Source organism: Pseudomonas sp. KCJK9016, assembly GCF_046231795.1.
Taxonomy (GTDB): domain Bacteria; phylum Pseudomonadota; class Gammaproteobacteria; order Pseudomonadales; family Pseudomonadaceae; genus Aquipseudomonas; species Aquipseudomonas bananamidigenes.
Window position 1 is genome coordinate 1 of record NZ_JBJJMM010000024.1, and the last position, 15,142, is coordinate 15,142.

The 15,142-nt window shown below is 61.2% G+C and carries 13 protein-coding genes; 8 read left to right on the forward strand and 5 right to left on the reverse strand.

Annotated elements, in window-relative coordinates:
• Nucleotides 1–26 precede the first annotated feature (26 nt).
• Nucleotides 27–548, reverse strand: coding sequence for a DUF4142 domain-containing protein (locus ACK6BI_RS21330; RefSeq protein ID WP_409318601.1), 522 nt, complete (start codon nt 546–548; stop codon nt 27–29).
• 203 nt (nt 549–751) lie between these two features.
• Between ACK6BI_RS21330 and ACK6BI_RS21335 the strand changes: the two genes are divergently transcribed.
• On the forward strand, nt 752–994 hold the full coding sequence (locus tag ACK6BI_RS21335) for a hypothetical protein (RefSeq protein ID WP_065257831.1): 243 nt from the start codon (nt 752–754) through the stop codon (nt 992–994).
• Nucleotides 995–1,102: 108 nt separating this feature from the next.
• Nucleotides 1,103–1,273 (forward strand): hypothetical protein, encoded by a 171-nt coding sequence (locus ACK6BI_RS21340; RefSeq protein ID WP_409318602.1) that lies wholly within the window; start codon nt 1,103–1,105, stop codon nt 1,271–1,273.
• 24 nt (nt 1,274–1,297) lie between these two features.
• Here the strand turns inward: ACK6BI_RS21340 and ACK6BI_RS21345 are convergent, their stop codons facing one another.
• From ACK6BI_RS21345 to ACK6BI_RS21360, 4 genes are all read right to left on the reverse strand, one after another.
• Nucleotides 1,298–2,314 (reverse strand): SMP-30/gluconolactonase/LRE family protein, encoded by a 1,017-nt coding sequence (locus tag ACK6BI_RS21345; RefSeq protein ID WP_409318660.1) that lies wholly within the window; start codon nt 2,312–2,314, stop codon nt 1,298–1,300.
• A gap of 56 nt (nt 2,315–2,370) precedes the next feature.
• The gene (locus ACK6BI_RS21350) at nt 2,371–3,516 is read right to left on the reverse strand and encodes a sterol desaturase/SRPBCC family protein (RefSeq protein WP_409318603.1); all 1,146 of its coding nucleotides are present in this window, start codon (nt 3,514–3,516) and stop codon (nt 2,371–2,373) included.
• A gap of 109 nt (nt 3,517–3,625) precedes the next feature.
• Nucleotides 3,626–4,489 carry a LysR family transcriptional regulator gene (locus ACK6BI_RS21355; protein WP_409318661.1) on the reverse strand — a complete coding sequence of 288 codons (864 nt, stop codon included), beginning with the start codon at nt 4,487–4,489 and terminating at the stop codon, nt 3,626–3,628.
• An 84-nt stretch (nt 4,490–4,573) separates the two neighbouring features.
• The gene (locus tag ACK6BI_RS21360) at nt 4,574–6,292 is read right to left on the reverse strand and encodes a hydrogenase maturation protein (protein WP_409318604.1); all 1,719 of its coding nucleotides are present in this window, start codon (nt 6,290–6,292) and stop codon (nt 4,574–4,576) included.
• Between the two features lie 297 nt (nt 6,293–6,589).
• On the opposite strand from ACK6BI_RS21360, the gene ACK6BI_RS21365 reads away from it, so the two are divergent.
• From ACK6BI_RS21365 to ACK6BI_RS21390, 6 genes are all read left to right on the forward strand, one after another.
• Nucleotides 6,590–7,096: a sigma-70 family RNA polymerase sigma factor gene (locus ACK6BI_RS21365; protein WP_065257826.1), complete on the forward strand. Its 507-nt coding sequence runs from the start codon at nt 6,590–6,592 to the stop codon at nt 7,094–7,096.
• The gene (locus tag ACK6BI_RS21370) at nt 7,093–8,040 is read left to right on the forward strand and encodes a FecR domain-containing protein (protein ID WP_409318605.1); all 948 of its coding nucleotides are present in this window, start codon (nt 7,093–7,095) and stop codon (nt 8,038–8,040) included. The genes ACK6BI_RS21365 and ACK6BI_RS21370 overlap by 4 nt, the downstream gene beginning before the upstream one ends.
• A 91-nt stretch (nt 8,041–8,131) precedes the next feature.
• Nucleotides 8,132–11,053 carry a TonB-dependent receptor domain-containing protein gene (locus tag ACK6BI_RS21375; RefSeq protein WP_409318606.1) on the forward strand — a complete coding sequence of 974 codons (2,922 nt, stop codon included), beginning with the start codon at nt 8,132–8,134 and terminating at the stop codon, nt 11,051–11,053.
• Nucleotides 11,054–11,318: 265 nt separating this feature from the next.
• Nucleotides 11,319–11,795 (forward strand): antitoxin Xre/MbcA/ParS toxin-binding domain-containing protein, encoded by a 477-nt coding sequence (locus tag ACK6BI_RS21380; protein WP_409318662.1) that lies wholly within the window; start codon nt 11,319–11,321, stop codon nt 11,793–11,795.
• A complete protein-coding gene (locus ACK6BI_RS21385; RefSeq protein ID WP_065257823.1) occupies nt 11,792–12,295 on the forward strand; it encodes an RES family NAD+ phosphorylase in 504 nt (167 codons plus the stop codon). The genes ACK6BI_RS21380 and ACK6BI_RS21385 overlap by 4 nt, the downstream gene beginning before the upstream one ends.
• Before the next feature lie 118 nt (nt 12,296–12,413).
• On the forward strand, nt 12,414–15,068 hold the full coding sequence (locus tag ACK6BI_RS21390) for a TonB-dependent receptor (protein WP_409318607.1): 2,655 nt from the start codon (nt 12,414–12,416) through the stop codon (nt 15,066–15,068).
• The last annotated feature ends 74 nt before the right edge of the window (nt 15,069–15,142 follow it).

A 15,142-nucleotide genomic window follows, 5' to 3' on the forward strand; every position in this document is an offset into this window, starting at 1 on the left:
ATACGGCCTTTTCGTGTGTCTGGCGTTTATTTGCTTGGGTGTTTGGCCTGCAGTTCCTTGGCCGCAGCGAGGTGTTTTTCCAGAGCCGGGAGCATTTTCTGGGCGAAACCTTTCAATTCGCTGGCGCCTTTGACCTTGTCGTCGGTCACGGTATTGGCTTCTTTCTTGAACAGCTCGATGGTTTCCTCATGAGCCTTGACCTGATTGTTGGCGTAGGCCGCATCGAAGGACTCATCGCGCATGTCGAGGATTTTCTCCTTGGCTTGTTTCACCAGAGTGGTGGAATCCGGGACCTTGATGTCATGGGCCTGGGCAATGGCCGCCAGTTCATCGTTGGCCTTGCTGTGGTCGGTGATCATCATGTTGGCGAAATCCTTGATGTCCGCCGACTGGCTCTTTTCCAGCGCGAGACGACTGGTTTCGATCTCGGCGATGCCGCCGGCTGCCGCGTTATCGACAAAGCTGTTGGAGGTGGCGGCGAAAGCACCGTTCACGCCGGTGCTCAAGGCGATGGCGAGGGCAAGGTGACGCAGGTTGAATCCGTCCATTGATGTTTCTCCACGCAGGTTTTTGTAGGTGTCATTCAATGGAGGGAAGCGGGGGAAGGAAGGTTTTATCGTATTTGCGTCAGGGCGACGAACGGCTGTCGCCGGTTTGCCGCAGGGGTCGACAGAAGGGGGGCGGACGGGCCATTCTGGAGCCGGTAGCGCAATCAGTGGCGCTCGCCCTCGATCAATTATGGAGGTGTTTTATGCCGGTTCCCCACGATCTTTATCAGGATCTGAACATCACGAAGGAAAAGATCCAGCAGATACGCTCTCAGGACCCGCATCTGGATGCACTGATCAACAAATACCTGCTGGCGGACAAAGACGTCGTCGAGGCTGAGAACGCAACATCGAATGCGCCGAGCGACGATGTCTTGCGCAAGCTGAAAGAAACCCGCGTGTACGTCAAGGATCAGATTGTCGCGCAATTGCAGCCGCATCTCTGACCCGTGGTCGATCTCCCGGCCGCCGGGCGGATCCATTGAAACGATTCCCGCGATCGGCACCTCGAAAGCTCAGAGTCCATTGTCATCGACTCCCTTGCGAGGTGCCTCATGAGCGATACCCGATTCCCCAGTGAAGAGCAGGGCGCATTCGACCCGGTTCCCACCCATCCCGAGCGCAACAGCCCGGCGCACACGACTGCGAATCCCGAGGCAGAGCCGACGGAAGACGAATTGCCGGAAGACGAAGATCCCGACAAGTTCGATCGATCCGGCAACTGATTGCCCGCTATCGCCGGTCGGGGTTCACTTCAAGGCAGTCTCCAGGGGCATCCGCGCCATGTGCGTCGCCTTGAGCGAGCCGAAATACAGCCAGTCGCCATACTCGCGCGCCGTGGTGATCGGCGAGTAGTTGCCAGGGCCGCCATCCTGCAGATTGGCGATCACTTTGCCGTCCGGATCCAGCCCCAGGACAAAGGCGCGCTTCTCCACCGGTTTGGGCAGCACCGTCATGGCCCGAACGATCATCTTGCGCACGAACGGGTGTCCGGCGGTGCCATCGAGCAACGGATTGCGCGGTGTGTACAGCGCCACCCAGAAGCGGTCGCGGCCATTGAACGCGAGGTTATCCGGCAGGCCCGGCAGGTTGTCGATGAACAGGTCATGGGTGCCGGCCTTCGGTCCGGTCAACCAGTAGCGGCTGATGCGATAGGCGCCGGTTTCGTTGACCAGCACATAGGCGTCATCCGGGCCGAGGGTGACGCCGTTGGCGAACTCCAGCCTGTCCAGCAGGACACTGGTCTTGCCGGTCTGGAAGTCATAGCGCAGCAAGCGGCCGTCGCCACCATGCTCGATGATCGCTTCGCCGTCGTGGCCGTAGCCCCAGCGACTGCTGGCATCGCTGAAGTAGGCGTAATGCCCGGACTTGTCGATGGCCACATCGTCGGTGAAACCGAATTTCAACCCGTTGGCTTCAGTGGTCAGCGCGGTCAGCCGGCCCTGGGCATCGAGGGACAGCAAGCCTTTCACGGCGTCGGCAATCACCAGCAAGCCATTGGGATGCCGCGCCAGCCCGAGCGGCCGGCCGCCCGTGTCGGCGAGCACCTGGCGTTGCTGGCCGTCGAGGCTGGTGCGAAGCAGGCGCCCGTCGTGCAGGCCGGTGATCAGAAAGTCGTTTTCCAGCAGCAGGGCTTCCGGACCTTCGATGTCACTCGGGCCAACCTGCTTTACACCTTTGAGACGCTGGTTGTCCGCGTAGCGGCCTTCGGAGAGTGACGGGGCCATTTGTGGCGTCCATGCCACGGGCTCGACTTTGGTCGGCATCAGCAGCAGGAAGGCCAGAATCAGTATCACCAGCAACAGGATCAGATGGCGCAGCTTCACACGTGGGCTCCTGCAAGTGAAAGGTGTCGGGTCGCCCTGTCGCGCAGGGCCAGCATGGAGGCGGCCGACTCGCGTTCGATACGACGCTTGAGCAACAGCTGATTGGCGATGCGCATGCCCAGACTTTCGAAACGGTAATCCAGCGTGCGCACGAACCGTGTGCCGTCGTTATGGGCCGAGCATTCATAGGTCAGCAGCAGAGACAGGCCATGATCGCCCTGAGCCCGTGCACACCAGCGCCGGCCCGGCAGGTATTCGGTCACCTCCCAGCTCAGATGCCCTTCGCGGCCACCGGCGTGAATGTCTTCCTCGAAACGCGCGCCGGCATGCAGCGGGCCGGCTGGGCCGTCGATCTTCAGCGAAGACGGATGCCACTCCGGCCAGCGGCTGACCGTGGCGGCGTAGGCGAGTACGGCAATCGGCTCGCCGGTAATGTCGATCGGGTGCTGCATGCGGGTCATGGGCGTTCTCGAATCGGTCAGAGGGACGGGTTCCGGCTCCCAATAGAGGGTGCCGAACAGGTAATCCATCAGCGGCAACACGATATTGAAATTGCGCTCCTGCATGCGTTCGCGGCGATGGTGCAATTCGTGCAGACGACGCATCTGACGAATCCACGGCAGACGACTCAGGGGATGTGCTTGCGGCAGGTGTTCACAGGCGTGAAACACCTCATAGGTCAGATAACCCAGCACCATGCAGCCGCCGAACAGCCCGGCGACATTGGCGTTGACCTGTGCGAACAGCCACCACAGGGGCAAGGTGATCACCAGGGTGTGTACCACGATCAGCCATGCCGGAAACAGGATCACCCGCCAGTCGCGGGCGCTGTCCCAGGTCATGTGGCCGGGGGTGAAGAAACTGTGATGGTCGCCGGCATGGCGGGCGTAGAACATCCTGGCGAAGGCTTTTTTGTGATGCCCGAGGTGGCGATGCACCACGTACACACCGAAATTGAAGAACAGCAAAGTCAGCGGCACCGTCAGCCATTCCAGCACACGCACCTGCTGCACGCTGCTCCAGAACGCGCCGATGGCCAGCACGCCGAACAGCAGCACGAAGGCGCCGTGCAGCCATGGGTTGTACAGCGGATGAATCGCCGCACGGTAGCGGCTGCGAAATGCCTCGGTGGTCTGCCTCACTGCGGTCACCTGCGGATATTGTCGTTATCCCGGCAGATTAGCCGATCCCGCCGTTTATGCAGGGCCTGCCTTGACGACACAACGGCCATGCTTCGGTGCAAAGTGGCCGTCAGCTCAACGGGTTCCAGCGCTGCGACCAGTCGTCATCGGCCCGGATCACTTCGCGCAGCAGGTCGAACGCATGTTGCAGGGTCGCCGAGTCGCGGTCACGGGAGTAGACGAGGTAGGTCGGATAACCGAATTCCGGGGCTTTGGTCACCACTTCCAGCGCGCCGCTTTCCAGGTAGGTGCGCACGACTCGGGTGCGAAAGTAGCCGCCGCCGCCGTTCTCCAGAATGTATTGCAGGGCCAATGGGCCGAGGTTGAAGCTCAGGGCGGCCTTGGCTTTTTCCGGCAGTGCGGCGTCGTGCTGGCGGCGGAAGTCGCTGCCCCAGTCGATGTACACGTAGGGAGCGGGGCGGTTCGGCGTGCGGACCAGAATCAGTTTTTCTTCCAGCACTTGCTCGACCTGCAGTCCCGGCCAGTATTCCGGTTGATAGACGAGGGCGGCATCGAGCACGCCAAGTTCGAGCTGACGCAGCAAGTTCTCGCCGTCACGGATGTCCATGCGCAGGGCATGGCTGGGGATTTTCTCGCGCAGCTCGGCGGCCCAGCTGAGCATCAGCGGGTTGCACAGGCTGACCTCACCGCCGATGTGCAGCACGTTGTCGTAGCCTTCGGGCAGCGGCAAGTCGCGGCGGGCGGCTTCCCAGGTCTGCACCAATTGATTGGCGTAGACCACGAAGGCCTCGCCGTTGGCGGTCAGGCGCGCACCGGCGCGGTTGCGCACGAACAGTGTGCTGCCCAACTGGCTTTCGAGTTTCTGGACCCGGGCGGTGATTGCCGTCTGGGTGACGAACAGTTTTTCTGCCGCCGCAGCGAGACTGCCGTGGCGGACGATTTCCAGGAAGGTGCGGGCGAGGTCGATATCCATGGGCGGGCCGGAGGTTGAGGTGCCGGCATTGTAGGTGCAGGCTCGCGATCGCGTCATCGGGCAATCGCGAACCTGCATCGGGATTCAACCGGCCAACTCAGCCTCACGCACCCGCGCCCATTCCTCCACCAACCGCGCCGGCGTGCAGCACGTCTTGCGCTTGTACACGAAATTACGGCACTTCTCGGCGAACTGATTACGGTTGTACAGCATGTCTTCCTGCATCTCTTGCAGCTCGGTCTCGCGACATTGGCGGATCAGCTCATGATCGACCCGCAGCTTGCGTTCGCGCACCGCTGCATAGGTCGGATCGGTCAGCGCCGCGTTGGCCCGTTGTAGCAACCACAGACCAAATTCGTCCGGGCAGCGCGGGCCGACTTCCTGGATCATGCCCAGTTGCAGTGCCTGAGCAGCACTGACCGGCAGACAGGCCTGGGTCAGTTGTTCGGCCATGGCCGGGCCGACGGCGCGAGGCAGGCTGTAGGTCCAGTATTCCGAGCCGTACAGGCCCATGCTTTTGTAATGCGGGTTGAGCACGATATCGGCACGGGCGAACACGATATCCGCCGCCAGCGCGAGCATCACGCCACCAGCGCCGGCATTGCCGGTGATCCCGCTGACCACCAGTTGCCGTGCGCTGAGCAACTCGGCGCAGACATCGTCGATGGCCTGGATATTGGCCCAGGCTTCGGCGCCCGGGTCTTCGGCGGCCTGAATCACGTTCAGGTGCACACCGTTGGAGAAACTGCCGCGTCCACCCTTGACCAGCAGTACCCGGGTGTCACGGGATTTGGCCCAGCGCAGCGCTTCGACCATGCGCTGGCACTGTTCGGTGCTCATGGCGCCGTTGTAGAACTCCAGCGTCAGCTCGCCGACGTGTCCGGATTCGCGGTAACGGATCGGCTGATACGCCTCGTCGCTGAACGGCGCATTGGCGATTGACCAGTCCAGCACCGGCACGCCCGCCAGTTGCCCGGCCAGCACATGTCGCGCCGGACGCTTGAAGGTTTCTTCGCCCGGTTGCGGTTTGAGTCGCAGCGAGCCGATCCACAGGCTGTGATCACCGGTGGCCACCAGCACGGCGTCGTCGTGTACCGCGAGGATCTTGCCGGGGATGCCGGTGCGCTGATCGAAGTGCGCGTCGTACACGTAATACTGGCCGCCGGCGAGGCTGGCGAGCACGCCGGGCTGACCGTCCGCGGCGTCGATGCAGCGTTTGATGAAGCGCGAGCAGTCGTGCCAGCTGAAGGTGCGGTCATCCTGCTTCATGTTCGATTGCAGGCAACCGCGAACCTTGGGATCGGTGTAGTCCAGGGGGACCGGAACAAACCCGTCGATGAATTTTTCCACCACTTCGCGTATGCAACGGATCGCCGCATCGGCGACCCGACCGTTGTACAGCTCGGATTTGCGCAGGCCTGCCGGCAGGTTGAATTCGCAGGTGGCCCAGACCGGCCCGGCATCCATTTCCTCGACGGCTTGGAGGGCCGTCACGCCCCAGGTCGGCAGTTCGCGCATGATGGCCCAGTCCAGTGCGCTGGCACCGCGATCGCCAACGATGCCGGGATGAATGATCACCACCGGACGCTGAAGGTTGCTCCACAGTGCATGGGGGACGCGGTCCTTGAGGAACGGGCAGATCACCAGATCGGCGCCGCTGTTTTCGATCTGCTCGCACACGGCGGCTTCATCGGTGAACAGCACCACGCTGGGCGAATGCCCGGCCTGGCGCAGGTCCAGCCAGGCACGTTGGGTCAGACCGTTGAATGCCGAAGACAAAAGAATGATGTTGAGTGATCGCATGATTGCTCTTCCTTGAAAGGTCAGCCGCAGCTCCCGGTGAGCCGTCCGTGGCTATCGATGGAGGCGCAAGGTTAGAGATTGGCTGGACGGACGCCACTGATCGAGATCAACGTTGTGTCAGCCAATGTTGCCGTGGCGACAAAACGTCTTATGCTCAATGGTTTGCATATCCTGATTTTTTATTACTTCAAATGTCCGCGACGCTATTGCACAGTCGCAGCCCTGATCAACGCCGGACGATCCCGGCGTATTCATGGATTTTCGCAGCGGGTGGAGCCCGTTCTCAGGGAGCAAGGCATGGGGAGTCACAACCCGCATTACCAGGTCATCGGGCAGATGTTCCAAAAGGACTACCGATGGTTATGCGCCGCGGTCAGCCGTACCCTCGGTTGCCCGCACAGTGCGCAGGACATTGCTTCGGAAACTTTTCTGCGGGTGCTGGCGCTGCCCGATCCGCTGGCAATTCGTGAGCCGCGCGCGCTGTTGACCACGATTGCCCGGCGGCTGGTCTACGAAGGCTGGCGACGGCAGGATCTGGAGCGCGCCTATCTGCAGAGCCTGGCGTTGGCACCGGAGCCGGTGCATCCGTCACCCGAAGAACGGGCGCTGGTGATCGAAGCGTTGCTGGCGGTGGATCGCTTGCTCAACGGCCTGTCGGCCAAGGCCAAGGCGGCGTTTCTCTACCATCAACTCGATGGCCTGACCTACAGCGAAATCGGCGAACACCTCGGCGTGTCCACCAGCCGCGTGCAGCAATACATGGTCGAAGCCTTCAAGCGTTGCTATCAGGCGATGCAGGCATGAGACCGGACGAAACACTGATCGATGAAGCCGCGCAATGGATGGCGCTGTTGCAGTCGGCGGACGTCAGCCTGCAGGAGCGTGCAGCGTTCGAAGCCTGGCGTGCGGCGGATCCAAGGCACCAGCAGATCATCGAGCAGATGGGCGGAGGGCTGAACCTGTTGCGTCATTCGGACTTGCGCGGGGTGCCCCGTGAAAGTCTGTTGCGCAGCCTCAATGCACCGTCCAGCCGTCGCCGGTTTATCAGCGGCAGCCTGAGCGTGCTCGGTATCGCGGTGCTGGCCGGTCTGATCGGCCGTCGTTATGGCTGGTTGCCGGAGGCTGGCGAGTTGTCCACCGGAACAGGCGAGCGACGTGCATTCACATTGGCGGATGGCAGCGCTCTGACGCTCAACGCCCGCAGCCGCGTAGTGCCGCGATTCGATAGCGTCCAGCGGTTGCTGGATTTGCGCAGCGGTGAACTGTTGGTCGATGTGGCGAAAAATCCGGCCCGGCCCTTCGTGGTCGAAACCGGCCACGGACGGATGCGCGCACTCGGCACGACATTTCTGGTGCAGCGCGCAGAAGATGCGACGCGGCTGGTGATGCTGCATTCACAGGTAGAAGTCGTAACCGCCAGCGGCGTGCGACAGGTGGTGGAGGCGGGCGAAAGCCTGTTGTTCAACGAACGGCAAATCCTCTCTCTGGAACGCAGCAAGGGACAGGAAAGTGCCTGGGTTCAGGGGCGTCTCGAGGTGCGCGACCGTCCCTTGAGTGAAGTCATCGATAGCCTGCGCAACTACCGTCGGGGCATCCTGCACCTGAGCCCCGAGGTCGCCGGTCTGCGCCTCAGCGGTCTTTTTCCGCTGGACGACAGTGACCGCACGCTGCAATTGCTTGAGCGTTCTCTGCCGATCCGCGTGACCTGGCACAACCCGTACTGGGTGAGCGTCGAAGCGCGGTTATAAAACCATAACTTCCCGGTCTATCCGCCACCCTATAAAAAGCGCCGGCCCGCTGCTCATTCCCTGCAGACGCCTTCAACAGGGAAGCCCCTCGATGTTCTCATTCAAACAACAATTACCCCTCCTGACGCTGGCCGCCGTGCTGGTGACAGGCATCGTTCCTTCGGCCGTTCTGGCGCAAGACGCTGCCACGCAAGTGTTCACTTTCGACATCGCCCCAGGTGCGCTCGACGAGGTGCTGCTGGATATCTCGCGCCAGACCGGCGTGCCGATTTCCTTCAATCAGAATCTGGTTCAGGGCAAGCGCAGCGGTGCGGTGCGCGGCGCATTGGGAGGGCGGCAAGCGGTGGAGAAAGCCTTGCTCGGCAGCGGCCTGCAAGTCGAGCAGGGCACTCAAGGCCTGAGCATTCGTCAGGCCGATGTGCCGAGCGCCGTGCCCGTCAAGGCCACCGCTGTGGCGCCCGCCAGCAACGCCGATTACCGCATGGAAAAAGTCACGGTCACCGGCTCGCGGATCGCCCGGGCGCAGAGCGATGGCGCGACACCGGTCAACGTCATCACCCATGAAGAAATGGAAGCGAGGGGCTACAAGAACGTCTATGACGCCCTCGCCACGCAAACCCAGAACACCGGCATGACCCAGGGCGAAGACTATGGCAACACCTGGCAACCGGCGGCCAGCGCCCTCAACCTGCGCGGCCTTGGACCCAACCACACGCTGGTGCTGATCAATGGCCGGCGGGTCGCCGATTACCCGACGCCGTACGACGGCAAGGTCAACTTCACCAACCTTGCCAACATTCCGTCGGCGATCATCGACCGCATCGAAATCCTCAGCAGCGGCGCCTCGGCGATCTACGGTTCGGATGCGATTGCCGGGGTGGTCAACATCATCCTCAAGGACAAGATCAGTGGCGTCGACGTCAATCTCAAGGGCGGCACCAGCGAGCGTGGCGGCGGTGACAACCGGCGGCTGCAAATCAGCGGCGGCGGCAGTTGGGGCGATTTCGACGGGTTGTTCGGACTTGAGCTGACCAACCGCGACCCGATCTGGGCCGATGATCGCGGCTTCATGCAGAGCGGTCCGCTGGCGGATGTCGGCTACCGTCGTGACTTGACCCTCAACCGTTATCTGGGGCCGGGCTGCGGCGCTTATCAAGGCACATTCGACAACAAGCTGTTCAACAACGGCGGGCGTTGCCGCACCGACCAGATGTACAACGATTACTGGACGATCCAGACGCAAAAGGAAAATTACGACGGCTACACCCGTGGTACCTGGCATTTCAGCGACAGCGGTCAAGTGTTCGCCGACCTGATGTACGGCCTCGATCATATCCAGAACAACACCCGTGGCCCGACCTTTACTTCGCCAGACTTCATCAACCAGAACAGCGGCAATCTGGAGCGTTGGTATCGCCGTTTCGGTGAAGAGGAAATCGGTGGGCGAACCAGCAACAACAGCAAATGGCGCGACACCTCATGGACCGGCACGTTGGGGCTGTCGGACAAGATCGCCGACACCGGCTGGCGCTATGACCTGGCGGCCAACCGCTCGGAATACAAAAGCGTGCGCACCACGCGTTACACACCCTTGTCGTCGATCCAGGACTTTTATCTCGGCCCGCAGCTCGGCACCCGTGACGGTTATCCGGTGTTCGCACCGGACGCCTCGCGCCTCGACCGGCCGTTGACGCCCGAGGAATGGCAGCAGTTTCGCGGCAACCTGACTCAAAGCAGCAAGTCGGTATCCACCAGCTACAACGCCTCGGTCAATGGCGATCTGTTCGACCTGCCCGCCGGCCCGGTCGGATTTGCCGGCGTGCTGGAGGCGGGCAAGCAGGAGTACCGCATCGATCCGGATGACAGCCTCAACGACGGCAGTTTTTACGGCGTGACGCCGGCGCAAGGCTCCGGCGGTTCGCGCAAGCGTTACGCAGCCGGCGGTGAATTCAGCATTCCCGTCACCGATACGGTGCTGGCGACAGCGGCGGGGCGTTGGGACCAATACAAATTCAGCGGCCGCACCGAGCAGCAGAAAACCTACAACCTCGGCCTGGAATGGCGCCCGATCACCAGCCTGTTGCTGCGCGGCAGTTACGGCACCAGTTTCCGTGCGCCGGACCTGAACTACATCTACCAATCCGACAGCAACGGCTACTACCCGGCGCAGATCGACTACTACGGCTGCAGCCAGGGCGTGGAAGGCGCCTGTGATCGCGGGCGGGTCGACTACACCCAGAGCGGCACGGCGGATCTGGCATCCGAACGCGGAAAATCCTGGACGTACGGGTTTGTCTGGTCGCCGTCGCGCAATTTCGATTTCTCCACTGATTTCTGGCGGGTGGAAATCGACGACCTGCTGACCACCGTCGACGAAAATCGTCTGTTGCAGGAAGAGAACGAATGCCGCAACGGCACTCAGGACATCAACTCGGCCAACTGCCAGTCGACCCTGGCACGCGTCGATCGTAATCCCGGCAATGCCGCCATCGATCCCAATCAGTTGCAGCGGGTGCGGGTCAACGCGATCAACGCCGCCAGCGAGCGGGTCAGCGGTCTCGACTTCAAGAGCAACATTCGCTGGGGTGCCGGGCAGTACGGAGCGTTCAGTTCGGCGCTGGGTTACACCCTGGTTTTATCGCACTACTACAAGGAATCGGACGAGGCCCCGACCCAGGACTTGCGTACCTCGCGCAGCAACTACGACTGGCGCAGCAAGGTCAACGCCAGCCTGACCTGGGAATACCAGAAGGCCACGGCGACGCTGATGGGCATTCGCTATGGCTCGGTCACCAACGGCGCGGGCGACGGGCGTCTGTCTCCGTGGACGGTGTTCAACGCCAGCGCGCGCTACCGTTTGAACGACCGGGCGAGCGTCGGACTGACCGTGAACAACGTGCTCGATCAGATCAAGCATGACGACTCCGCAGGCTGGCCTTATTACCCCACCGGCAACTACGATCCGTATGGGCGGCAGTGGTGGCTGGATGTGAGTTATCACTTCGGGAGCTGAGTCTCTGTGGTCGGTATCGTCCTACGGAAACAAGAAGGCTTCGCGTGAAATCGGGGATATTTCCGACGACTTTTTCAGGTTGGTCGTCGGAAGCATGATCTATAGCATCGGCTTTGACATTGAAGTCGCAATCGGCCTGGACGTTAAGGCCTCTGATAATGGATGGATCATGCGAACTGCACACCTCGAATACGAAACGCCTGCTTATTCCGCTCGTCATCAATGGCGCAACGATCGTGCCAGGTGCCCCAAGGAGGATGTCGCGTTGCCCAGTGCCAAAGTACCCCGGTTGGCGGGCTTGAAGAAGGTGGAGGGCAAACCTGTCGATTTGCTTGTGCATGGCCGGAACATCGGTGATGACGCCATGCTGATCGTTCACCTTACCGATGAAGGCTTCGAGTTGAGCGACGTCGTCGACATGCTTTCGACCTCCGCGCTTTACCAGCAAGGCGAGATGGTCCGGCGCATTACTGGCAAGTCTGTCAGAACGGTTCGGCGACTGTTGAAAGAAGGCAAGCCGGTACGTCTTGACCCCCAGCAGAGCGTCATCGCCTACCAATATGCACTGGTGCTGGAGTTGGCCATCGAGGCCTTCGGTGGGCAGCCTCGGGCGGAGGCCTGGATGCAGAAACCCTCCACCTACTTTCACGATCGTGTTCCCCTGGAGTTGACCCGACACCCACTGGGCTTTCAGATGGTGGAGCAGTATCTGGGGCAACTTATCTATGGGGTTTATCCATGAACCCATTGCCCTGGGACGAGCATTGGTATGCATGGCGGCTGGATCGCGAGGTTTATGGAAGAACGTGGGACAGCGGGATGGGATCAAAGCTGAGAGGCGGTCGATGGAATAGACCCGGACGACGCGTCGTCTATGCATCGGTCGATCCGTCCTCGGCCATTCTGGAGGTGGCAGCCAACCGCAGTTTCGATGACCTGGATCGCGAACCTTACGTTTTGACGTGTTTCGAAGTCATCAACAATGCGAAGGTCAAAATCGTGCAGCCCGAAGAGGTACCGAATCCTTACTGGCTGAGCCCTGCACGGCCTTCTCCCAATCAGCGATTGTTCGCTGACGCGTTATTGGCGGAGCATCCATTCGTGCTGATCCCGTCGGCAGCGACCCGCTACTCGTGGAATCTACTGGTGAGCTGTGAACTGGCAGAAGGGCAGTTCAGGATGGTCTCGCAGGAGCGGTTCGGCCTCGATACCCGTTTACTCAGGGAAATGGCGTTGGTCTGATGAATCGCCATGCCGCATTTTGCATAACCTCAGTACCCAACGGTCTAAACCGAACTCTATAAATCTTCATTCGCCATCGCACATCCCTGCATAAAACAGAACGCAGGGATGGCTTTTCATGATTCATTTTTCACCCGTTAAATCCCGTTTGAGCCTGGCCTTGCTGCTGGCAATCAACACGTTGCCGGCTGTCGCCGGCGATAGCACGGCAACCGAGCCGACGACCCAACTGCAACGCGTCGAAGTCACCGGCACAGCGATCCGCCGGGTCGATGCCGAAACCGCCGTACCGGTGACCATCCTTCGGGTGGAAGAATTGCAGAAGCAAGGTGTGACGACCACTGAAGAGCTGGTCAGCCGGATTTCCGCCAACCAGTCCTCCGTCGGTTCCGGACGCTCGGTGGGTTCGAGCAGTGGCGGGGCGTCCTACGCCGACTTGCGGGGCATCGGACCGAACAAGACGCTGGTGCTGCTCAACGGACGCCGCTTGAGCAACAACGCAACCAACGCCATCAATGGCTCCGGTGTGGATCTCAACACCATTCCGTTCGCCGCCATCGACCGGGTCGAGGTACTGCGCGACGGTGCTTCGGCACTGTACGGCACCGATGCGATCGGTGGGGTGATCAACTTCATCACCAAAACCAGCCTCACCGAAGGCCAGATCAGCACCGGCTACGACACACCGACCCATGCCGGCGGCGGTGAAAGCCGCAATTTCAGCGGCAGTTGGGGTTTTGGTGATTTACAGGACGATCGCTTCAACGTCTTCGGCGTCGTGAGTTACGACAAGCAGCAACGGCTGGCCGCCGAAGACCGTGGTTACACCTACAACTACCAGCCCGGACGGGGGCTTGATTACACGTCCGGCACAGCATCACCCGCCAACTGGAGCCAGGGCCGCAACGCCACCAACCCGCTGGCCGGTTCCGGATGCAACGCGCCAGGCTTGCTGTTGCGTAACGGCATCTGCCGTCAGAGCCTGTGGAATTACCTCGACCTGGTGCCGGAAACCGAAAAAACGTCGGCCTTCGCCAAAGCCACCGGCAAGCTGTCGGACGATCACAATGTCAGCCTCGAATACTTCTGGGCGCGCAATGAAAACCGAACCCAGATCGGCCCCGGCACGTTGATGGGCAACCAGGTCAATCCCGGCACGGCGTTCTATCCGGGCAACGGCATCACCCCCGGACCGAGCGGTTTCGACCTTGATCCGACGCAACCGGTGGATGTGAACTGGCGTGAAACCGCTGTCGGCGCCCGCCGCCACGAAGACGACAACACCGGCCAGCGCCTGCTGCTGAGTTTCGACGGTGCGCTGGCGGGCTGGGACTACAATCTGGGCGCCTCCTACAACCAGAACAAAGTGGTCAATACCATTCGCAGCGGTTACGTAAATGATCGGGCCGTCAGCCAGGGCATCGCCAGCGGCGTGATCAACCCGTTCGGCCCGCAGAATGCTGCCGGTTCAGCATTGCTGGCGGCCAACGCTGTGGACGGCGATTACGCGACAGCCGTGGGCCGGGTGAAGGCGATCGATGGTCGTGTCAGCCGCGAGATTGGCGACTGGTTCGGCGCCGGTCCTTCGGCGCTTGCGTTGGGTGGCGAGTATCGCAAGGAAGATTTTCATCAGGACTTCGCCGCGTTTGCCGGCGATGTGCAGAGCCTCGGTGTGGACCCCAATGGCAGTGTGTCAGGGGATCGCAGCGTCTCGGCGCAGTACGCCGAGGTCAATGTGCCGGTGCTCGACAGTCTGGAACTGTCCGCTGCGGTTCGGCACGACAAGTACAGCGATTTCGGCAGCACTACAAACCCCAAGTATTCGTTCCGCTTCCAGCCGTTCAAGGAACTGGTGGTTCGCGGCGCCTACAGCGAAGGCTTCCGTGCGCCCTCGCTGTACGAACTCTACAACCCGAACTTCACGACCTTCACCAACGCCAATTACAACGACCCGCGCCTGTGTGCCGGTGGCAATCCGAGCAACGGCGGTATTGCCAACCGCGACTGCGCCCAGCAGTTCAACCGCACCACAGGCGGTAATACTGACCTGAGCCCGGAAACGGCACGCAATGTCACCTTGGGTTTCGTTTATCAGCCGTTCGACCGCCTGACCACCGGGCTGGATTTCTGGTGGATCAGCATCGCCAACCAGATCGCCGAGTTCCCCGAGTCGGCGGTGTTCGAGAATCCGGAGCTGTATCCGGAGCGTTTGATCCGCAAGCCCGACGGCTCCATCGATCACGTTGTCACCGGCCTGGCCAACCTCGGCAAGATCAAGACCAACGGCGTTGACGTCAGTTTCGACTATCGCCTGCCGAGCACGCCGTACGGCGATTTCGGGATTGCTCTGCAAGGCACCTATGTCAGTCGTTACGAGTATCAGCAGCAACTCAAGGGCGACTTCATCGACAAGCTTGGCGATTTTCGGGGTGGCGACTTCGCGTCGGCCGGCGCAGTGGCCCGCTGGCGTCACAGCCTGACCGGCAGCTGGAACTACGGCCCGTTCGGCGCGAGCCTGACCAACCGCTACACCAGCGGTTATCACGACTCGGATCGCGAAACTCACGACTACGTCGGTTCGTACAACGTCTGGGACGCGGCCGGCACCTACACCTGGCGCAAGACACTGGCCGTGACGCTGGGCGTGAAAAACCTGTTTGATCGCGAGCCGCCATTCAGTAATCAGACCTACACGTTCCAGAGCGGCTACGACCCGAAATACGGTGACCCGTTCGGGCGGACGTTGTACACGCGCATCAACTACAAGTTCTGAGATGACCAGTCAGTGCCGGTTTTAGTAACCCATCGTTCTAAAAGCGGCTCTATAAAAAATGCCCGCCTGTTGCA